This window comes from Variovorax sp. MHTC-1 (genome assembly GCF_003984645.1).
Lineage (GTDB): Bacteria > Pseudomonadota > Gammaproteobacteria > Burkholderiales > Burkholderiaceae_C > Variovorax.
Genome location: NZ_RWKI01000003.1, coordinates 150,550 through 168,522, shown reverse-complemented (window position 1 = coordinate 168,522; position 17,973 = coordinate 150,550). Strand labels below are relative to the sequence as shown.

The 17,973-nt window shown below is 69.2% G+C and carries 21 protein-coding genes; 11 read left to right on the top strand and 10 right to left on the bottom strand.

Annotated features, from left to right (window positions below):
- The first annotated feature begins 130 nt into the window (after window positions 1-130).
- On the top strand, window positions 131-583 hold the full coding sequence (locus EJI01_RS06525) for a carboxymuconolactone decarboxylase family protein (protein WP_126836316.1): 453 nt from the start codon (window positions 131-133) through the stop codon (window positions 581-583).
- Between the two features lie 30 nt (window positions 584-613).
- Window positions 614-1,837 (top strand): DUF418 domain-containing protein, encoded by a 1,224-nt coding sequence (locus tag EJI01_RS06520; protein WP_126836315.1) that lies wholly within the window; start codon window positions 614-616, stop codon window positions 1,835-1,837.
- Between the two features lie 6 nt (window positions 1,838-1,843).
- Here EJI01_RS06520 and EJI01_RS06515 read toward each other — a convergent pair whose 3' ends face one another.
- Window positions 1,844-3,679: a tannase/feruloyl esterase family alpha/beta hydrolase gene (locus EJI01_RS06515; RefSeq protein WP_126836314.1), complete on the bottom strand. Its 1,836-nt coding sequence runs from the start codon at window positions 3,677-3,679 to the stop codon at window positions 1,844-1,846.
- Between the two features lie 146 nt (window positions 3,680-3,825).
- Between EJI01_RS06515 and EJI01_RS06510 the strand changes: the two genes are divergently transcribed.
- On the top strand, window positions 3,826-4,689 hold the full coding sequence (locus tag EJI01_RS06510) for an alpha/beta hydrolase (protein ID WP_126836313.1): 864 nt from the start codon (window positions 3,826-3,828) through the stop codon (window positions 4,687-4,689).
- Window positions 4,690-4,796: 107 nt separating this feature from the next.
- Window positions 4,797-5,045 (top strand): hypothetical protein, encoded by a 249-nt coding sequence (locus EJI01_RS06505; protein WP_126836312.1) that lies wholly within the window; start codon window positions 4,797-4,799, stop codon window positions 5,043-5,045.
- An 88-nt stretch (window positions 5,046-5,133) separates the two neighbouring features.
- On the opposite strand, the gene EJI01_RS06500 is transcribed toward EJI01_RS06505, so the two are convergent.
- Window positions 5,134-5,598: a hypothetical protein gene (locus tag EJI01_RS06500; RefSeq protein ID WP_221885645.1), complete on the bottom strand. Its 465-nt coding sequence runs from the start codon at window positions 5,596-5,598 to the stop codon at window positions 5,134-5,136.
- 805 nt (window positions 5,599-6,403) lie between these two features.
- Here EJI01_RS06500 and EJI01_RS06495 point away from each other — a divergent pair.
- Complete coding sequence (locus EJI01_RS06495) at window positions 6,404-6,754, top strand: alpha/beta hydrolase (RefSeq protein ID WP_126836310.1); 351 nt, start codon at window positions 6,404-6,406, stop codon at window positions 6,752-6,754.
- Window position 6,755: 1 nt separating this feature from the next.
- Here EJI01_RS06495 and EJI01_RS06490 read toward each other — a convergent pair whose 3' ends face one another.
- The gene (locus tag EJI01_RS06490; RefSeq protein WP_221885644.1) at window positions 6,756-7,343 is read right to left on the bottom strand and encodes a TetR/AcrR family transcriptional regulator; all 588 of its coding nucleotides are present in this window, start codon (window positions 7,341-7,343) and stop codon (window positions 6,756-6,758) included.
- Between the two features lie 98 nt (window positions 7,344-7,441).
- Between EJI01_RS06490 and EJI01_RS06485 the strand changes: the two genes are divergently transcribed.
- The gene (locus tag EJI01_RS06485) at window positions 7,442-7,909 is read left to right on the top strand and encodes a DUF1348 family protein (RefSeq protein ID WP_126836308.1); all 468 of its coding nucleotides are present in this window, start codon (window positions 7,442-7,444) and stop codon (window positions 7,907-7,909) included.
- Window positions 7,910-7,916: 7 nt separating this feature from the next.
- Here the strand turns inward: EJI01_RS06485 and EJI01_RS06480 are convergent, their stop codons facing one another.
- A complete protein-coding gene (locus tag EJI01_RS06480) occupies window positions 7,917-8,672 on the bottom strand; it encodes a TOBE-like domain-containing protein (protein ID WP_126836307.1) in 756 nt (251 codons plus the stop codon).
- Window positions 8,673-8,729: 57 nt separating this feature from the next.
- Here EJI01_RS06480 and modA point away from each other — a divergent pair, with 57 nt between their 5' ends.
- From modA to modC, 3 genes are read left to right on the top strand one after another with little or no spacing between them, the layout of a single operon-like run.
- A complete protein-coding gene (gene modA, locus EJI01_RS06475) occupies window positions 8,730-9,491 on the top strand; it encodes a molybdate ABC transporter substrate-binding protein (RefSeq protein WP_126836306.1) in 762 nt (253 codons plus the stop codon).
- A gap of 13 nt (window positions 9,492-9,504) precedes the next feature.
- Entirely contained in the window at window positions 9,505-10,179 is a 675-nt protein-coding gene (modB, locus tag EJI01_RS06470; protein WP_126836305.1) for a molybdate ABC transporter permease subunit, read from the top strand.
- Complete coding sequence (modC, locus tag EJI01_RS06465; protein ID WP_126836304.1) at window positions 10,176-11,249, top strand: molybdenum ABC transporter ATP-binding protein; 1,074 nt, start codon at window positions 10,176-10,178, stop codon at window positions 11,247-11,249. Before modB ends, modC begins: the two co-directional genes overlap by 4 nt.
- Window positions 11,250-11,252: 3 nt before the next feature.
- Here the strand turns inward: modC and EJI01_RS06460 are convergent, their stop codons facing one another.
- The gene (locus EJI01_RS06460) at window positions 11,253-11,630 is read right to left on the bottom strand and encodes a nuclear transport factor 2 family protein (protein WP_126836303.1); all 378 of its coding nucleotides are present in this window, start codon (window positions 11,628-11,630) and stop codon (window positions 11,253-11,255) included.
- 138 nt (window positions 11,631-11,768) lie between these two features.
- On the opposite strand from EJI01_RS06460, the gene EJI01_RS06455 reads away from it, so the two are divergent.
- Window positions 11,769-12,659, top strand: coding sequence for a ketopantoate reductase family protein (locus EJI01_RS06455; RefSeq protein ID WP_126836302.1), 891 nt, complete (start codon window positions 11,769-11,771; stop codon window positions 12,657-12,659).
- Here EJI01_RS06455 and EJI01_RS06450 read toward each other — a convergent pair.
- Window positions 12,656-13,048, bottom strand: coding sequence for a RidA family protein (locus tag EJI01_RS06450; RefSeq protein ID WP_126836301.1), 393 nt, complete (start codon window positions 13,046-13,048; stop codon window positions 12,656-12,658). The genes EJI01_RS06455 and EJI01_RS06450 overlap by 4 nt on opposite strands.
- Entirely contained in the window at window positions 13,038-14,183 is a 1,146-nt protein-coding gene (locus EJI01_RS06445; protein WP_126836300.1) for a DSD1 family PLP-dependent enzyme, read from the bottom strand. The genes EJI01_RS06450 and EJI01_RS06445 overlap by 11 nt, the downstream gene beginning before the upstream one ends.
- 119 nt (window positions 14,184-14,302) lie before the next feature.
- Here EJI01_RS06445 and EJI01_RS06440 point away from each other — a divergent pair, with 119 nt between their 5' ends.
- Window positions 14,303-15,277 carry a LysR substrate-binding domain-containing protein gene (locus tag EJI01_RS06440; protein ID WP_126836299.1) on the top strand — a complete coding sequence of 325 codons (975 nt, stop codon included), beginning with the start codon at window positions 14,303-14,305 and terminating at the stop codon, window positions 15,275-15,277.
- 25 nt (window positions 15,278-15,302) lie between these two features.
- On the opposite strand, the gene rbsK is transcribed toward EJI01_RS06440, so the two are convergent.
- The 3 genes from rbsK to EJI01_RS06430 all read right to left on the bottom strand — a co-directional run bounded on the left by rbsK (window position 15,303) and on the right by EJI01_RS06430 (window position 17,894).
- Window positions 15,303-16,259 carry a ribokinase gene (gene rbsK, locus EJI01_RS06435; protein WP_260602357.1) on the bottom strand — a complete coding sequence of 319 codons (957 nt, stop codon included), beginning with the start codon at window positions 16,257-16,259 and terminating at the stop codon, window positions 15,303-15,305.
- The gene (locus EJI01_RS28695; protein ID WP_185878843.1) at window positions 16,256-16,399 is read right to left on the bottom strand and encodes a hypothetical protein; all 144 of its coding nucleotides are present in this window, start codon (window positions 16,397-16,399) and stop codon (window positions 16,256-16,258) included. The genes rbsK and EJI01_RS28695 overlap by 4 nt, the downstream gene beginning before the upstream one ends.
- A gap of 184 nt (window positions 16,400-16,583) precedes the next feature.
- Window positions 16,584-17,894, bottom strand: coding sequence for a D-amino acid dehydrogenase (locus EJI01_RS06430; RefSeq protein ID WP_126836298.1), 1,311 nt, complete (start codon window positions 17,892-17,894; stop codon window positions 16,584-16,586).
- Between the last annotated feature and the right edge of the window lie 79 nt (window positions 17,895-17,973).

The following is a 17,973-nucleotide window of genomic DNA, read 5'->3' as shown; positions in this document are numbered from 1 at the left end:
TTGCTCCTCGGTGATGGTGTCGAACCGACAGCGTACTCCCGCCGCTGTCACAAACGCGGGCCCTGCCGCGTCTTGAGTGCATGGAAGGCCGCATGGGGCGGCCGTCCTGACGCAACCAAGGATCATTTTCATGGCACACACCGCCCGTCTTCCCTACTACCAGCTCGCTCCGAAGGCTTTCCAGGGGCTGCTCGACACCTCCGCCGCCGTCCACAAAGGCTCGCTCGGCAGCCGTCTCGTCGACCTCGTGCTGCTGCGGCTCTCGCAGATCAACGGCTGCGGCTACTGCATCGACATGCACTGGCGCGACCTGATCCGGCTGGAGGTCGATCCGCGCCACCTCAACGCACTGGCCGGCTGGCGCGAGGCGCCCTTCTTCAGCGAACGCGAGCGCGCGGCACTGCGCTGGGCGGAGCTCGTCAACGCCACGCCGCACAGCGACGCGAGCGACGAGGAATTCGCGCGGCTGAAGGTGCACTTCACCGACGTCGAGATCGTCGAGCTCGGCTTCACGATCGCGGTCATCAATGCCTGGAACCTTCTCAACGTGAGCTTCCGCAACCCGATTCCCGAGAAGGCATAGTCCGGTCACGCGCGGGCTCTACGATGCGTCATGAACGACGCTTCTCCACACGGGGCCCGCGCGCTTCAGCCGCCGCGGCTGCTGCACCTGGATGCGCTGCGCGGCTTCGCGCTGCTGGGCATCCTGATGGTCAACATCACGGCCTTCGCCTCAGCCTACTTCGGCATCGCCGCGCCCGACCCGGCCTTCGCGCGGCCCGTGGACCGTGCCGTGCGCTGGCTCGTGGCCTTCCTGTTCGAGACCAAGTTCTACCTGCTCTTCTCCTTCCTGTTCGGCTACAGCTTCACGCTGCAGATGACTGCGGCCGAGCGCAGCGGCAAAGCCTTCGAGCCGAGGATGCTGCGCCGCCTGCTCGGGCTCTGGCTCATCGGCGCCGCACATGCGGTGTGGCTGTTTCACGGCGACATCCTCGGCACCTATGCCGTGCTGGGCTTGGTCCTGCTCTGGCTGCGCCAGCAGACCGATGCCCAGGCGGCCTGGCGCGCCTGCGTACTCACGCTGATGCCCGCGGCCGTCATGGCCGTGCTCGGCGGGCTCCGGATCCACGCCGGCGAGGCCGTCGACTTCGCCGGCGCCGCGGCGCGCGCGAGCGCCGCGCAGATGGCCTGGCTGGGCACGCCGGCGACGGTGGTCGCCCAGCGCCTGCAGGAACTCGGCCAGACCTGGTGGATCGTGGTGCTGATCCAGGGCCCCTGCGCGCTCGCCATGTTCATGCTCGGCTTCCTGGCCGGCAAGCGCGACATGTTCGCGCGGCTCGACCGCTACCGCGGACTTTGGCGACGCCTGGCCGGCTGGGGCCTGGCGGTGGGCCTGCCCGGCGCGCTGGTCTATGCCACGGCCACGGTCTACCGGATCGGCTCGGGCTGGGAGATCGTGGGCCTGGCCGTGAGCCTCTTGAGCGCACCCTTCCTGAGCGCCGCCTACGTCGGGTTCGCGATGATGCTGTTCGAGCGCGCACGCGGCATGCGCATCGCCCGGCTGCTGGCGCCAGCGGGGCGCATGGCCCTGAGCAACTACCTCATGCAGTCGCTCGTCTGCGCGCTGATCTTCACGGCCTACGGGCTGGGCTGGATGGGCCGCGTCTCGCCGGCCGCCTGCGTGCTGATCGCATCGATCATCTTCGCGACCCAGCTGGCCGCCAGCCGCCTGTGGCTGCGCCACTTCAGCTACGGGCCCGTGGAGTGGGCGCTGCGCGCGCTGACGGTCGGCGCCTGGCCGGCGATGCGCAGGGCGGCGGAGCTGCCGCCGCCCTAGCGTGCCTCAGGAGCAGACGTACGACGCCGCCACGCGCGGATCGCCGCCGGTCAGCGTGGCCTTGGTCGGATACATGCAGATCGGCCGCGAACTGGCCGGCGAGCTGCCGCTGGCGGCCGCCGAGATGTCGATGCGCTCCGGCGAATTGCCGCCTTCCACCCAGGCCGTGAGCGTGCTGTAGAGCTGGTCGATCGTCGGCAGCGGCGGATTCGCAGCCGGATTGGTGGTGCCGTTGCTCAGGCCATGGCCCATGCCCGGCACCAGGAAGAGCCGGTAGAAGTTGCGCACCACCGCATCGCCGCCCATGCGGTCCGACAGGCGCGTGTAGTAGTGGGTCGTGCCTTGCGGCGGGATCAATGTATCCGCCAGGCCGTGGTAGACCAGCATCTTTGCACCCCGCACGGCGAAGCGCTCGAGGTTCGGATCGTCCGTGTTGATGTTGGCGAACGCTGATTGCAGGGCGACGCCCTGGTCGTAGGCGTTCGAGAGAGCTGCATAGGACAGCGTCCTCCAGCGATCGATGCCGTTGCCCGTCGCGTTGATGAAGTTGGGCCGGGCCCAGGTCGGGTCCTGCAGCTCGAGCGCCACCATGTCGGTCGCGATGCTGAAGGGCGCCGGGCCGGCGAGCCCGCTCGGGTTGGTGCCGCGCGTGAGCCCGTACCAGCGCTGGTTGGCCGAGACCGAGGGCGAGGTCGCGAAGCCGTTGTCCGCGGAAGGCGAAGGCACGGAGCCGTCGGCTGTCTGGCCGTACCAGATCTTGTTCATCGCCAATGCCTGGGCGGCCGTGACGCAGCTGCCTGCGGGACCCGTTCCGCCGCTGCTCGCGCACAGCACGCTGGCGTCCAGCAGCGGGTCGTAGCGGCATTGCGATGGGTCGGGGATGTAGCCGAGATGCTGCCCGTTCACCACGTCGCAGGCGTTGATGGCGGCGTTGCCCATCAGCGTGAGCTGGGCCGGCGTGAGCGGCACGCCGCCCAGGTCGCGCTGGTAGACGATCTGCGGATAGAGCTCGGCGGTGATGAACTTGGTCCAGTTGATGGCCGGCGCGCCGGCCAGGATGCCGTCGAAGTCGGCCGGGTGCGCCTGCGCTTCCATGTGGCCCTGGCGGCCGCCGGTGGAGAAGCCGTTCCAGTACGCGAACTTGGCGGGCGTGCCATAGAAGGCGGCGGTCAGCGCCTTGGTCTTGACCGCCATCTCGTGGATGCCGCGCTGCGCGAAGTCGTTCCACAGCAGGATGTTGATGGTGCCGTCAGGCCTCATCGCGAAGGAACCGCCGTTGGCAGTGTTCGCATGGCCAGTATCGGTGCTGGCCGAGACTGCGCCTTCGACCATCGCGGTTTGCGCCGGCGCGCCCGCGGTGCCGCCGGTAATGCCCGCGAGCGCCGTCAGCGAGGTGTGGACACCGCCCGCCCAGCCGCCGCCGCCCTTCACATGCACCCGCTGGTTCCACTTCGCCTCATTGGGCAGCCAGACCTCGATGCCGATGCCGGGCGAGGTCGACGGCGCGTCCGCCGGGCCGGGATTGCCCGGCCCGACCAGAAGCTTCACGACGCAGACGTCGGTGGTTGCCGTGGGCGTCGTGGGCGTCGGCGTTCCGGACAGGAGCAGCGGGTCGCCGGTCTTGAAGGACTTGACCAGCAGCACGGTGGTGTTGGCGTCCGGCTTGAAGCCGCTCTTGATCGAGTCGTCGCAGCTCAATTTCGTCTGGCTGGGGGGCGGCACCACGCCGCCGCCTCCGCCGCCTCCTCCGCCGCCGCATGCCGCAAGCCCGGCCGCAGCCGCGACGCACGCCACGCGGAACAGCACCTTCACCCGAAAATCGAATCGGCTATTTGCTTGCATGATGCCTCCCGCTTCTTGCCCGGCAGCCGCGACACTGCGGCTGAAGCGTCATGCGCTGCAAACAGGTCTTCGGGCGTAGGACGAATCCACCGGCCAGCGAGAAGCGGCGGCCTACAGGCCGCGCCGCCGTCGCATACTCCGCAACCATGCCTGGATGGTCCTACCTCGTTCTTGCTGCCGTCGTGCTTGGGGCTTTGTGCAGCGCCGCCGTCGGGGAGCTGCTGAGCCGCCCTGTGCGCTCGGCCATCGGCACCTTGCCGCCGGACCTGCCGGCGGCGGCCGTGCAAATCCCCTATGCCGACCGGGAACGTCTATCGGGCTGGCAAAGCCGCGGCAATGCCGGCGCCGGTGCCATCCTGCTCCTGCATGGGGTGCGATCCGATCGCCGCCAGATGATCGGCCGCGCGCGATTCCTGCATCGGCTCGGGTATTCGGTCCTGCTGATCGACCTGCCCGCACATGGCGAAAGCACGGGCGACCGAATCACCTTCGGCGCGCGGGAAGCCGAGGGCGTCAAGGCCGCGCTGGCCCATCTCCGGCACGAGATGCCGTCGGAGCCGATCGGCGTCATCGGCGTATCGCTGGGCGCGGCGGCATTCGCGCTGGGCGAGCCCGATGCGCAAGTCCGGGCGGTGATCCTCGAATCGATGTATCCCACGGTCGACGAGGCGGTGCGAAACCGCTTGACGACCTACCTGGGCCCGGCGGGCGGACTGCTGTCGCCGCTGCTGCTGTGGCAGCTGCCGCTGCGCGCCGGCGTGTCTGCGGCTCGGCTGCGGCCGATCGAGCGTGTCGGCGGCATCGGCGCCGCCGTCTTCATCATCTCCGGCGCCGCGGATCGCAGCACCACGGCGGACGAGTCGCGGCAGCTCTTCCGCATGGCGGTCGAGCCGAAGCAACTGTGGATCGTGGATGGCGCTGCGCATGTCGACCTGCATGCGCTCGCGCAGCGCGAATACGAGCAGAAGGTCGGGACCTTTCTCGCGCGCCACCTTGGGGGCGCGAGGTGAAGCACAACTGCCCAAGCTGCCGGAAGCCCGGCATCTCCGACTTGGCGAAGCGATGGTCGGATCGCGCCAACCCGGCGACATGCGAATTCTGCGGTGGGCTTTCCCACGTGCTGGCGAGCACCTCCGGCGGGATCGGGTTCGTCGGGGTCTTGATACTCGTGGTCTCCGTGATCATCGCGGCCGGCCTGCAGACCTTTCTCGTCGTCGTGCCCGGTGCCTGCCTCGCGGTCGCGTACAACATCTGGGCCTGGAGACGCGCCGAGTTGACGCCGATTCCGAAGGAGAACGCGGACGCGGCAAAGGCAGCCAACTGGTTTCTCGCGGGGCTTTACGCGCTGTTTGCGCTGTTCAGTTGACACGCCCGCAGCCGCTGCCGATCACACGGCGTGCTGCATATGGGGAAGCACGGCAGCGAGCACCTCCCTCGGTGTGCCTCCTGGGCCCTCAGTCGCGCCGCCGCGCGGGCAGGCGGGCGGCGGTGAAATTGCCGGAATCCTTCCTGATCCATAAGCGGCGGAAATAGTGCGGCAATGACGCGCGCGTTGCGCAGCACGACGTGGGAAACGGCTGACAGACAGACGCCGCTGCACGTGGACAGTACGCAATACTTGGTTTCGCAGGAAGTTTGTTCATGTCCGTCGTTTGTCCGATTTGCGGGGCCCCCAACCGCGAGAAAGCCATGTTCTGCAGCGGCTGCGCCGGCCGGCTGCCCGGCTTTGCGCCGACCGGCCCGTCGGCACTCGAAGCGATAAGGCCAACGCCAAGGACGACAGGATTCGAAGACTCCATCCCGTCCCTGGACGGCCCGTCGCGGCGCAGGAATCCTTCTCTCGCTCTGCTGCCGGCCGAGACGCCTGCCTTCTGGCTTCGCCTGGGGTTGTCGGCCGTCGCCATGAGCATCGCTTTCATCGGCTGGTATGTGTACGTCACGCGCGATGTCGGCGAGTCGTCGTCGTGGCCGAAGCTGAACACGACGGATGCGGCACCTGAAGCCAGGATGCCATCGCCGGAAAAAGCTGCGGTGGCAGTGCCCGAGCCCGCGTCGAAACCGCCGGCAGCCGCAGCGCCCGCACCTGCCGTGCCCGTCGCGGCCGCGCCCGCGGCGCCTGCGCCTGCGCCTGCGCCTGCACCTGCACCTGCGACCCCCGTCGCTGCGAAGCCTTCTCAGTCCAGCGCGGAAAAGTCCGCGGCGGCGCCCGCCGCGAGTCGCCGCTCCACCGCGTCCCCGGAGCGCATTCCTGCGGATCCATCGCCAGCGCCGCAGCAGGCGTACACGCCCGCATGGGCCCGCGGCGACTTGGGGCCTCCGATCGCCCCCGGTCCGGGGCCGCTGGTCGGCTCTGCGCGCGCGCAAGCGTGGACGCGCGACGATCCGGGACCGCCGATCGTGCCGGGTCCAGGTCCAGTGTTCAGCTCGTCTCGCTCACCCGAACCGAAATTCGACGACCCGGGGCCGCCGGTCGTCCCCGGTCCAGGCCCGCTCGTCAGCCGTACGCCCGCATGGGCCGCCGACGACTCGGGGCCGCCGATCGCCATCGGCCCCGGGCCGCTGGTCAATCCGGTTCGCGCGCCTCGCACGAGGTAGCGCCGTCCGAGGGACGGCGCGTCCCATTGTTTCCAAGTCGCAAACGCCGCGGTTCTTTTCGCGGCGTTTTTTCGAGCGCCTTCGCACGCAAACTTCATCTCACCAACCAACCGATTTGAAGGAACCGAAATGAATGCCTCGAAGCTCATCGCCGCTGCTGCCTTTTCGCTTGTGGCCGCAGTCGGCGCGCAAGCGGAAACCTATGACGGCGTGCACACCCTGACCTCGGCGGCCAGCCGCTCGGAAGTGGCCGCCGAAGGCGTCGCAGCCGCACGCGCCGGCAACCTCTACGCCGAAGGCGCCAGCGCCGGCGCGCAGACCTTCACGTCCACCGCCGACCGCGCCACGATTCGCGCGGAAGCGGTCGCCAAGGCGCACGACCCGTACCAGAGCCTGGATCGCCGCGCCTTCTATCGCGACGAGGTGCCGGCCGCCTACAAGAAGCCGACGGTCTCGTTCACGCGCCAGGCCGGCTTGTAAATCAGGCTTCGCTGCTGCTTCGCAGCAGCTTCACCAGCCGGTCCAGCGTCTTCAGCGCTGCGTCCGGCGTTTCGTCGAACTGCGCATGAACGATGGCGCCGTCGACCGCCAGCGCGACGAGCTGTGCATCCTTCGCGCGCTGGCGCGACGGCGGCAGCAGCCTCTCGATCTCCGCCGTCATCTCGCGCTTGTGGCTGCGCGCCATCCCCACCACTTCGGGCAAGGCAGTGCCGAGCTCGCTCACGCTGTTGAGGAAGGCGCAGCCGCGATAGCCCGCATCCGCGAACCAGTCGCGCAGCGCGGGCACCAGCGCATCGATGCCCTTGCCGCGGTGCGCACCGTGGCGCTCCAGCGCATCGACGAACCATTTCATCCAGCGCTCGTGGCGGTAGGCCAGGAAGGCGCGGATCAGCTCGTTCTTGCTCGGGAAGTGGCGGTAGAAGGTGACCTTGGTCACGCCCGACTCGGCGATCACGCGGTCGATGCCGGTGGCGCGAATGCCTTCGCGGTAGAACAGCTCGTGCGCGGTCAGCAGGATGCGCTCGCCGGCGGGGCGGTCCTTGAGTTCGAGAGTCGTGGGGCTTGGCATGAAGCCATTGTAGACAGGCCTGTCTACGTGCGTTAGACTGGCCATGTAGACAGAGTTGTCTACATCATCTCGTTCATCTCCTTCAGGAATTCGCCGCCATGGAAACACGCCCGCCCCTGCCTCCGTTCACCGTCGAAACCGCGACCCGGAAAGTGCGCTTGGCCGAGGATGGCTGGAACTCGCGCGACCCGGCGCGCGTCGCGCTGGCCTACAGCGAAGACACGCGCTGGCGCAACCGCGCCGAGTTCCCGGTCGGCCGGGCGGCCGCGCAGGCGCTGCTCGAGCGCAAGTGGGCTCGCGAGCTCGACTACCGCCTGATCAAGGAGCTGTGGGCCTTCGGCGGCCCGCGCATCGCGGTTCGCTTCGCCTACGAATGGCACGACGATGCCGGCAACTGGTTCCGCAGCTACGGCAACGAGAACTGGGAGTTCAACGAGCACGGCTTGATGACGCACCGCCATGCGAGCATCAACGACCTGCCGATCAAGCAGAGCGAACGCAAGTTCTTCTGGCCGATGGGGCCTCGGCCGGACGATCATCCCGGACTGAGCGACCTGGGACTCTGAACCGCACTCAGCCCGGCAGCGCCACCACCACTGCCGCCTCGTCGATGGCAGCCACGACGCGCTGCCGCGTGCGCAGCCCGGAGCCGGCCGGCGCGAAGCCGACCAGCTGCAGGCCGCTGTCGAGCATGATCGCGATCTCGTCGCCGTCCTCGCCGCGCGCCGTGCCCTGGATCACCCCGCCCAGCTGGTTCCTCCGAACCCTTCGCGGCGCCGCAGCGCGCTCCACGCGCACCGCGGTCGCCTTGCACAGCGCGATCGCCGCCATGCCTTCCGCCAGGCCCAGCAGTTCCGCGCTCTCCTGCGTAATGCGCGCGGCGATGGGCTGCTGCGCATCGCCGCCGAGCCGCATGTGCACGCGCACGATGCGGCCGGTGGATTCGATCGCGCCGACGGTGGCCGGCAGCTGGTTGCGCATGCTGGTGCGGATCGAGAGCCGCGCCGCCGCAGTGCCGGCACTGGCGCCCGCACGCGACTGCACGGCACGGCGCGCCGCATCGAGCGCATCCGCCAGTTCGAGCAGCTGCGCGCCGTGCGCGGTGAGCACGGCGCCGCCGCCGCCCGCGCCGCCGACCGCGCGCTCCACCAGCGAGACGCCGGCCAGGTTGGTGAGCGTGGCGACCGCTTGCCACGCGGCCTTGTAGCTCACGGCCGCCTCGCGCGCGGCCTGGGAGATGCTGCCCGTGCGGCCGATGCCGCGCAGGATGTCGATGCGCTTGTCGCTCATGCCATGGCCGAGCGCGTCGCCGAAACGGGGAGATGCCATGCGCGGATTGTGCCGTTGGGCCTACACTCTCGCTATTCCTTTGATGAATAGCGCTTCATGAAGCTCCCCCTCGCCTTTCGCCTCGCCGCCGCCACGCTGCTCATGCTCGGCGCCTCGCTCGCCAGCCGGGCGGCGGAAGTCCAGGTCGCGGTCGCGGCCAACTTCTTCGCACCCATGAAAGCGATCGCCGCCGAGTTCGAGAAGGCGAGCGGCCACAAGGCCATGCTTTCCTCCGGCGCGACGGGCAAGTTCTATGCGCAGATCCGCAGCGGCGCACCCTTCGACGTCTTCCTCGCAGCCGACGAGGAAACACCGGACCGTCTCGACAAGGAGAATGCCACGGTGGCGGGCAGCCGCTTCACTTATGCCACCGGCAAGCTGGTGCTGTGGTCGGCCAGGCCCGATGTGGTGGACGCCAAAGGCGAGGTGCTCAGGAGCGCGAAGTTCGCGCATATCGCACTGGCCGCGCCGAAGCTCGCACCCTATGGCGCGGCAGCCGTTGAAACGCTCACGCGTCTCGGCCTGCTGGCGCAGCTCGAACCCAGGTTCGTGCAGGGCGAGAGCATCGGGCAGGCCTTCAGCTTCGTCTATACCGGCAATGCGGAACTCGGCTTCGTTGCGCTCTCCCAGGTCTGGGAGAACGGCAAGCTCAAGAGCGGCTCGGCCTGGATCGTGCCCGCGCAACTGCACAGTCCGATCCGGCAGGACGCCGTGCTGCTGGCACGCGGCAAGGACAACGCGGCCGCCGCTGCACTCATCGCGTATCTCAAGTCCGACGCCGCGAAGGCCGTGATTCGTTCCTTCGGCTACGACACCTGAGCCCCGATCCTGCATGCCCAGTGCCTCCGACCTCGGCGCCATCGTCCTCACGCTGAAGCTGGCGTCGCTGACGACGCTGATCCTGCTGCTGGTGGGCACGCCGCTCGCCTGGTGGCTGGCGCGCACGCGCTCGGCATGGAAGGGGCCGGTCGGCGCGCTGGTCGCGCTGCCGCTGGTGCTGCCGCCCACCGTGCTTGGCTTCTACTTCCTGGTGACGATGGGGCCCAGCGGTCCGATCGGCGCGTTGACGCAATGGCTCGGCATCGGCGTGCTGCCCTTCACCTTCGCGGGGCTGGTCGTCGGCTCGGTGGTCTATTCGATGCCCTTCGTGGTCCAGCCGATCCAGAACGCCTTCGAGGCCATCGGCCAGGAGCCGCTCGAGGCGGCGGCGACGCTCCGGGCCTCGCCGCTCGACACTTTCTTGAGCGTGGTGCTGCCGCTCGCGCGGCCGGGCTACCTGACGGCGATCGTGATGGGCTTTGCCCACACGGTGGGCGAGTTCGGCGTGGTGCTGATGATCGGCGGCAACATCCCCGACAGGACGCGCGTGATATCGGTGCAGATCTACGACCATGTCGAGGCGCTCGAGTACACGCAGGCGCACTGGCTGGCAGCCGGCATGGTGGCCTTCTCCTTCCTCGTGCTGCTGGCGCTCTATGCGCTCAATCCGACGGGACAGCGGCGATGAGCGATGGCGTGCGTGCGCAGTTGAAGGTCGACCACCCCGGCTTCTCGCTTCGGGTCGATCTCGACCTGCCCGGCCGCGGCGTGAGCGCGCTCTTCGGCCCTTCCGGCTGCGGCAAGACCACTTGCCTGCGCGCGATCGCGGGGCTGCAGCACATGCCGGGCGCGCAGGTGACGATCAACGGCGAGGTCTGGCAGGACGGCGACACCTTCCTGCCCACGCACCGGCGGCCGCTGGGCTATGTGTTCCAGGAGACGCGGCTCTTCGCCCACCTCGACGTTCGGCGCAACCTCGAATACGGCATGAAGCGCGTCGCTGCATCCCGGCGGCGCGTGTCGCTCGCGCAGACGGTGGACCTGCTGGGCATCGGCCACCTGCTCGCGCGCCGGCCCGGCACGCTCTCGGGCGGCGAACGCCAGCGCGTGGGCATCGCGCGTGCGCTGGCCACCAGCCCCAGGCTGCTGCTGATGGATGAGCCGCTCGCCTCGCTGGACCTGCAGCGCAAGCGCGAGATCCTGCCCTACCTCGAGCGGCTGCATGCCGAGCTCGACATGCCGGTGATCTACGTGAGCCATGCGCCCGACGAAGTGGCGCGCCTGGCCGACCACCTGGTGCTGCTCGATGCCGGGCGCGTGACCGCGAGCGGCCCGGCCAACGCGCTGATGACACGGCTCGATCTGCCGCTGGCGCACGGCGATGCAGCGGGTGCCGTGATCGCGGCAGTGGTGACGGGCTACGACGCCGCCTATGGCCTCACGCAGCTCGCGTTCGCGGGCGGAACGCTCTGCCTGCCGCACAGCGGCGCGCGCGTGGGGCAGGCGGTGCGGGTTCGCATCCAGGCGCGCGACGTGAGCCTCACGCTGCAGCACCAAGCCGCAACCAGCGTGCTCAACATCCTGCCGGCGACCGTGATGGACCTCGCCGAAGACGGGCCGGCCCAGGTGATGGTGGGGCTGGATGTCGGCGGCGCGCGCATGCTCGCGCGCATCACGCGCAAGTCGGCCGAGCTGCTGCGGCTTGGCGTGGGCTCGGCCGTGCATGCGCAGGTCAAGGGCGTTGCGATCCTCGAGTAGGCCTCAGGCGCCGACCGGCACCTTGTCCAGGAAGCCCGTGACCGACCGCAGCTTGCCCGCGTCGAGCTGGACGAAGTCGGTGCCTTCGATCAGGTCCTCGGCGCCGCTCGGACCCAGCGTCCACGAGAAGCGCAGGTGGTCGCCATGCGCATCGGCCTGGCCTTTGAGCTTGAAGCGGAAGCCCGGATAGCGCTGGTGCACGTCGCCGACTAGCGCGCTGATCTGCGCGCGGCCGCTGCCTTGCATGATCGGGTCGACGTAGCGCGCGTCGGCGGTCCAATGACTTTCGATCAGCGCAAGGCGGCGCTCGGCATCGGTTTCGTTCCAGACGGCGATGTAGTGCTCGGCAATGCGCGCGGCATCGGGGGCGGCGGTGTTCATGGCATTTCCTTTCTGTTCAAGGCCCGCAACGGCGCGGGGTGAACGAATGGTCGTCGCGAGCGCACCGCGGGTCGATGACGTGGGAGGTCATGTGCGCAACGGCACTACCATGCAGAGAGGATTTTTGCGGAGCAGGTCATGAAGATCGCGGTGATGGGTGCAGGTGCGGTGGGTTGCTACTACGGCGGCATGCTGGCGCGCGCCGGCCATTCGGTGGTGCTGATCGGCAGGCCGCAGCACGTCGATGCGATCCGGCGCGACGGCCTGCTGCTCGATACGCAGTCCTTCAAGGCGCACGTGCCGATCGAGGCCAGCACGGAAGTCAGCGCCGTGCAGGGCGCGCAGCTGGTGCTGTTCTGCGTCAAGTCCACCGACACCGAAGATGCTGCGGCGCAGATGGGCCCGCACCTGATGCCGGACGCGCTGGTGCTCACGCTGCAGAACGGCGTCGACAACGCCGAGCGGCTGCAGGACGCACTGCGCCAGCAGGTCGCTGCGACGGTGGTGTATGTCGCGACCGAGATGGCGGGACCGGGCCATGTCAGGCACCACGGCCGCGGCGAGCTGGTCATCGCGCCGTCGCCCCGCAGCGATGAGGCCGCGCGCCTCTTCATCGAGGCCGGCGTGCCGACGCAGATCTCCGACAACGTGGCAGGCGCGCTGTGGGCCAAGCTGATCCTCAACTGCGCCTACAACGCACTGTCGGCGATTTCACAGCTGCCTTACGGCCGGCTCGTGCAGGGCGTCGGCGTGGACGCCGTGATGCGGGATGTGGTGCAGGAGTGCCTGGCCGTGGCCGAGGCCAGCGGCGTGACCGTGCCCGGCGACAGCTGGGCCGCCGTCGATCGCATCGCGCAGAGCATGCCCACGCAGTTCTCCTCCACCGCGCAAGACTTGGCGCGCGGCAAACGCAGCGAGATCGACCACCTCAACGGCTACGTGCTGCGCAAGGGCGAAGCGCTGGGCATCGCGACACCGGCCAACCGCGTGCTGCACACCTTGGTGAAGCTGCTGGAGGCGCGTGGCTAAGCCAGCGCCACCGCCTCCATCTCGACCAGCAGCCCATGGTGCAGCGGGCCGGTCGGCACAACGGCCCTCGCCGGCCGCGCATCGCCGGCCCATGCCGCATAGATCGCGTTGAAGGCCGGCCAGTGCGCGATGTCGACCACGTAGACGCGCACCTGCACCAATCGGTCGATGCCGCTGCCGGACGCGGCCAGTGCCGCCTCGATGTTGGCAAGCACCTGCAGCGCCTGCTGCTCGAAGGGTGCGTCCGTGAGCCGCACGCCTTCGGCCGTGATGGGCAACTGGCCGGAGACGAAGACGAAGCCATTGGCAACGGCCACATGGCTATAGTGGCCGCCGGGCGCGGACAGCTGCTGCGGCGAGATGAAGCGCGCCGTGTTTTCACCAGCCATGGAAGCGGCTCCAGCTGTGGACGCTGCCGTCGCGGTCCAGCGCGTGGTATTCGGGGAACTGGGCCCCGGTAGCGCACGCATGGTTGGGCAGGATGCGCAGCCGCGTGCCGATCGGAAAGCGCGCCGCGATGTCGGCGTCAGCCTTGTCCTCGCGCGCCAGGATGCCGTGCTCCTGGTTGGCGCCCTGCAGCACGTAGCCCGGCAGCACCGCGCCGTCGACGCTGCAGACCTGGCCGTAGCCCCAGTCGCGTTTCTGCTTCTGCGTGCCGCGGTCGCGGCTCATTGCCATCCAACCGGCATCGACGATGGCCCAGCCCTTCTCGGGCTGATGGCCGATCACGGTGGTGAGCACGCTGAGCGCGAGCTCGTCGATGGCGCACACGCCGGTGTTGTGCATCACCAGGTCGAAGAACACGTAGACGCCGGCGCGCACCTCGGTCACGCCGTCCAGTGCCTGTGCCGACAGCGCGGTCGGTGTCGAACCGACACTGACCACCGCGCAGGGCAGCCCCGCCGCGCGCAGCCGCTCCGCCGCCTGCACGCAGCCGGCGCGCTCCTGCTCGGCCAGGGCCGCGAGCGCCGCGGGCGTGTCGAGCTCGTAGCTGGAACCGGCATGCGTGAGCACGCCGCCCAGCCGCATTCCGGCCTCGTGAAGCAGCCGGCCCACCTCGATCAGGTCCGCCTCGCCGGGCCGCATGCCGGAGCGATGGCCGTCGGTATCGATCTCGATCCATACCTCGAAGGCCTCGCCCTGCGCGCGCCCGAACTCCGCGATCTGGCGCGCCGACGTCGGGCTGTCGGTGATGATCTTCAAGTCGCAACCGCGCCGCCGCAGCGCCAGCGCTTGCGGCAGTCGATGCTGCGCCATGCCGACGGCGTAGACGATGTCGGTCACGCCGTCGGCGAAGAACTGCTCGGCCTCCTTGAGCGTGGACACGGTGATGCCCTGCGCGCCGGCCGCGATCTGGGCGCCGACCACCGACGTGCACTTGGTGGTCTTCACATGTGGGCGCAGGCGCTTGCCGAGCGCATCCATGCGGGACTGCATGCGTTCGATGTTGTGCCGCATGCGCGCAAGGTCGACGATGGCCGACGGCGTGTCGAGCATGGCGAGAGGGTGGGAAGTGGGTGTCATGGTGGGTCTCAATCGAGGAATTCGCCCTTGCCCTCGAGCGCAGGCGATGGGCTCTACTGTAGGAAGTCACGCCCCGATCGTGGTTTATGCTGGCTGCATCAATCGTTAAGCTCGGCTGAATGATTCGCATCGAAGACCTGCAACTCGCCGCGGCCCTGGCGCAGGCGCCGTCCCTGAGCGCCGCCGCTCGCGCCCTGAACGTCACGCCGCCCGCGCTGTCGATGCGCCTGCGCAAGCTGGAAGCCACGCTCGGCCTGGCGCTGGCGGTGCGTACGGCCCGCCGACTGGGCCTGACGCCCGAAGGCGAGCGCTTCGCGCGCGAGGCCGCCGAGTTGCTCGCCAGGCTCGACGCCCTGCCCCAGGCCTTCCAGCGGGATGACCGCCAGCTCACCGGCACGCTGCGCATCGCGGCACCCTTCGGCTACGGACGGCAGCGCATCGCGCCCATGCTCGCGCGCTTCTCGCGCTTGCATCCAGGCCTGCGCCTGCAACTGGACCTGCGAGAGACGCCCTGGCCCGACCGGCACGATTCGGACGTGGTGATACACATCGGCACGGTGCGCGATTCGTCCTGGGTCGCGCGCACCCTCGCCTTCAATGAGCGCTGGCTGTGCGCGAGTCCCGACTACCTGCGCCGGAACGGCGCGCCGAGCGAACCGCGCGAGCTGCTGGCGCATGCCTGCATCAGCATTCGCGAAAACGACGAAGACGTGACGCTGTGGCACTTCCATCGCCCGAGCGCCGATGCTTCGCGATCGCGCAAGGTGCGCGAGACGGTGCGCATCGTGCCGGCCTTCACCACCAACGACGGCACGGTTGCGCGCGAGTGGGCCGAGCAGGGCCTGGGCCTGGTGCTGCGCTCGGAATGGGACGCGGCCGAGGCAGTCGCGCGCGGCGCCCTGGTGCGGGTGATGGTCGACTGGCGCCTCGACAGCGCGCCGGTGCTGGCGCTCGTTCCCACGCGCCGCGGCCGCACGGCGCGGGTGCAGGCGCTGCTGCAATTCCTCGAGGATTCGATGGGCAAGCCGGCGCGGCTCGCAACGCCCGCGCCTTCGGTCAGCACCCGGGCTCGGAGATCTGCCGGGTCAAGCTGATCGACGGGCCGCGGCCTGAGCCGCCTCAGCGCGGCGCCACCGGGCTCGGCTGCCGCACCGCGGGCAGCGCCGCGAGGTCCTGCCGATAGGGCATCGAGACCTGCGCGCCCGCCTTCGTCACGCTGAGCGCCGCGGCCTGGATGCCGAGCGCGATGCCGGCATCGACGGACTCTTCCATCGCGAGCGCGGCACACAGCGCGCCGATGAAGGTGTCGCCGGCCGCCGTGGTGTCGACCGCCTGGACCGTCAAGGCCGCGAAGTGGCGGCAGCCCTCGGCGTTGGCGATCACGACGCCTTCGCCGCCCATGGTGAGGATGACCTGCGCCGGACCCCGCTGTCGCAGGGCATCCGCCGCGCGGGCGGCACTCGCCGTGTCGCAGACGGTCATGCCGCTCAGCATCGCGGCCTCGGTTTCGTTGAGCACCAGGATGCTCACCCGCGGCCACAGCGTGTCGGGTAGCGGCTGAGCGGGGGCCGGGTTCAGCACCACCGTGCAACCGGCGGCATGCGCGATCGCCGCCGCCTCGCACACCGCCGGCATGGGCACCTCGAGCTGCAGCGACACGATGCGCGCCGCCGCGAGAGCGCTGCGCAGCCGGCCGATGTCTTCGGTGCCGACGGACGCGTTCGCGCCGGGACTCAGCGCAATGCGGTTCTGCGCGCCGTCGTCGACCATGATCAAGGCCACGCCGGTCGACGCTGCATCGGTGGCCACATGGCGAGCATCCACGCCGTCGGCTTCGAGCGAGGCCTTCAGCGCAAGTCCGAAGGCGTCGTCGCCCACGCGGCCGACCATGGCGACACGGGCGCCCTGCCGTACGCAGGCCACGGCCTGGTTGGCACCCTTGCCGCCCGGATTGCTCATGAAGGAACGCGCCTGCAGGGTTTCACCAGCATCCGGCACGCGCGGCACACGGAACACCAGGTCCATGTTGAGGCTGCCGAACACCACGACCTCGGGCTTGGCGTGCTCGGGGTTCAAGTCTCGGCGTCCATCTGTTGAAGCTTCTCGACGCGGCGCCGGAAGTCCTCGTCTTCCACCGCGGAAGCGCGCGCCCAGGTAGCAGCTGGAGAGGTCGGCGGGAGCCCGCCGGCGTGGTCCGAACCGATGACGAGACGCATGGATTCCTCTTCGGGTTGTGAATGATTCAAGCACGCATGTTCGCGGGCAGGTCGCTGCCGTAGAGCTTCTTGTCGATGGCGTTGAGCTTACCGCTCTGGAGATTGGCCGTGACCCTCGTTGAGCTTGGCGACCATGCGCTCCTCGCCTTCATGACGCCGATGGCGAGGTCGGGATGGAGTGGCCCTAGGCCGAGGCGCCGCTAGGCAACGCGCCGACGGAACGGTGCGGCGCGGGCTGCAGGTAGCGGTCCATCGCCAGGCCGTCGGTCCGGATATCGGGCCGCCGCCCCATCACCTGGTCGGCCACCACCTTGGCAGAGCCGCAGGCCATGGTCCAGCCCAGCGTGCCGTGGCCCGTGTTGAGGAACAAGTTGGCATACGGCGTTGCGCCGACGATCGGCGTGCTGTCGGGCGTCATCGGCCGCAGGCCGGTCCAAAAAGTGGCGCGCGGCAGGTCGCCGCAGGGGAACAGGTCGGTGATGACGCGTTCCAGCGTCTCGCGCCGGCGTGGGTTCAGGCGCAGGTCGAAGCCAGCGAGCTCGGCCATGCCGCCGACGCGGATGCGGTCGTCGAAGCGCGTGACCGCTACCTTGTAGGTCTCGTCGAGCACGGTGGATTGCGGTGCAGCGGCGGGGTCGACGAGCGGCACCGTCAGCGAGTAGCCCTTGACCGGGTACACCGGGATGTCCAGGCCCAGCTCGGCTGCGAAGTCGCGCGAATAGCTGCCGAAGGCGAGCACGTAGCGGTCGGCCGCGAGCACTTCGCGCCCCGGGCCGCCCAGGCGCACGCCGGTGATGCGGCCGCCTTCGGTGGCGAGCCCTTCGACGCTCTGGTCGAAACGGAAATCAACGCCCAGCCCGCGCGCGACCTCGGCCAGTCCGCACGTGAACAGGTGGCAGTCGCCGGTCTCGTCGTTGGGCAGTCGCAGGCCGCCGGCCAGCAGGTCGCCCGTGCGCGCCAGCGCCGGCTCGGCCGTCGCCAACTGGCTGCGATCGAGCAACTGGTAGGGCACGCCGCACTCCTGCAGCACGGCCACGTCGCGCTGCACGCCATCGAGCTGCGCCTGGGTGCGGAACAGCTGCAGCGTGCCCTGGGTGCGATGCTCGTAGCGGATGCCGGTCTCGGCGCGCAGCTCGCGCAGGCAGTCGCGGCTGTACTCGGCCACGCGCATCATGCGTTCCTTGTTGATCGCGTAGCGCTCGGGCGCGCAGTTCTTCAGCATCGCCGCCATCCAGCGCAGCTGGAACAGGCTGCCGTCGGGCCGGATCGAGAGCGGCGCGTGCTTCTGGAACATCCACTTGAGCGCCTTGAAGGGAATGCCCGGCGCGGCCCACGGCGTGGAATAGCCGGGCGACACCTGGCCGGCGTTGGCGAAGCTGGTCTCCTCCGCGGGGCCGCTTTGACGGTCAACCAGCGTCACTTCTGCGCCGGCACGCGCCAGGTAGTAGGCGGTCGTGACGCCGATGACACCACCGCCCAGAACGATCACTTTCATGGCAAGACACCTTCACTGCGAAAGAAGTGTCAAGCGTATTCATTCATCTGCCATAAACTTCACTGAAATATCGACCAAT

Coding starts and splice junctions, on each gene's coding strand:
- EJI01_RS06525 (WP_126836316.1), top strand. CDS start 131: ATGGCACACACCGCCCGTCTTCCCTACTACCAGCTCGCTCCGAAGGCT.
- EJI01_RS06520 (WP_126836315.1), top strand. CDS start 614: ATGAACGACGCTTCTCCACACGGGGCCCGCGCGCTTCAGCCGCCGCGG.
- EJI01_RS06515 (WP_126836314.1), bottom strand. CDS start 3,679: ATGCAAGCAAATAGCCGATTCGATTTTCGGGTGAAGGTGCTGTTCCGC.
- EJI01_RS06510 (WP_126836313.1), top strand. CDS start 3,826: ATGCCTGGATGGTCCTACCTCGTTCTTGCTGCCGTCGTGCTTGGGGCT.
- EJI01_RS06500 (WP_221885645.1), bottom strand. CDS start 5,598: ATGAAAGCGATGCTCATGGCGACGGCCGACAACCCCAGGCGAAGCCAG.
- EJI01_RS06495 (WP_126836310.1), top strand. CDS start 6,404: ATGAATGCCTCGAAGCTCATCGCCGCTGCTGCCTTTTCGCTTGTGGCC.
- EJI01_RS06490 (WP_221885644.1), bottom strand. CDS start 7,343: ATGCCAAGCCCCACGACTCTCGAACTCAAGGACCGCCCCGCCGGCGAG.
- EJI01_RS06485 (WP_126836308.1), top strand. CDS start 7,442: ATGGAAACACGCCCGCCCCTGCCTCCGTTCACCGTCGAAACCGCGACC.
- EJI01_RS06480 (WP_126836307.1), bottom strand. CDS start 8,672: ATGGCATCTCCCCGTTTCGGCGACGCGCTCGGCCATGGCATGAGCGAC.
- modA (WP_126836306.1), top strand. CDS start 8,730: ATGAAGCTCCCCCTCGCCTTTCGCCTCGCCGCCGCCACGCTGCTCATG.
- modB (WP_126836305.1), top strand. CDS start 9,505: ATGCCCAGTGCCTCCGACCTCGGCGCCATCGTCCTCACGCTGAAGCTG.
- modC (WP_126836304.1), top strand. CDS start 10,176: ATGAGCGATGGCGTGCGTGCGCAGTTGAAGGTCGACCACCCCGGCTTC.
- EJI01_RS06460 (WP_126836303.1), bottom strand. CDS start 11,630: ATGAACACCGCCGCCCCCGATGCCGCGCGCATTGCCGAGCACTACATC.
- EJI01_RS06455 (WP_126836302.1), top strand. CDS start 11,769: ATGAAGATCGCGGTGATGGGTGCAGGTGCGGTGGGTTGCTACTACGGC.
- EJI01_RS06450 (WP_126836301.1), bottom strand. CDS start 13,048: ATGGCTGGTGAAAACACGGCGCGCTTCATCTCGCCGCAGCAGCTGTCC.
- EJI01_RS06445 (WP_126836300.1), bottom strand. CDS start 14,183: ATGACACCCACTTCCCACCCTCTCGCCATGCTCGACACGCCGTCGGCC.
- EJI01_RS06440 (WP_126836299.1), top strand. CDS start 14,303: ATGATTCGCATCGAAGACCTGCAACTCGCCGCGGCCCTGGCGCAGGCG.
- EJI01_RS28695 (WP_185878843.1), bottom strand. CDS start 16,399: ATGCGTCTCGTCATCGGTTCGGACCACGCCGGCGGGCTCCCGCCGACC.
- EJI01_RS06430 (WP_126836298.1), bottom strand. CDS start 17,894: ATGAAAGTGATCGTTCTGGGCGGTGGTGTCATCGGCGTCACGACCGCC.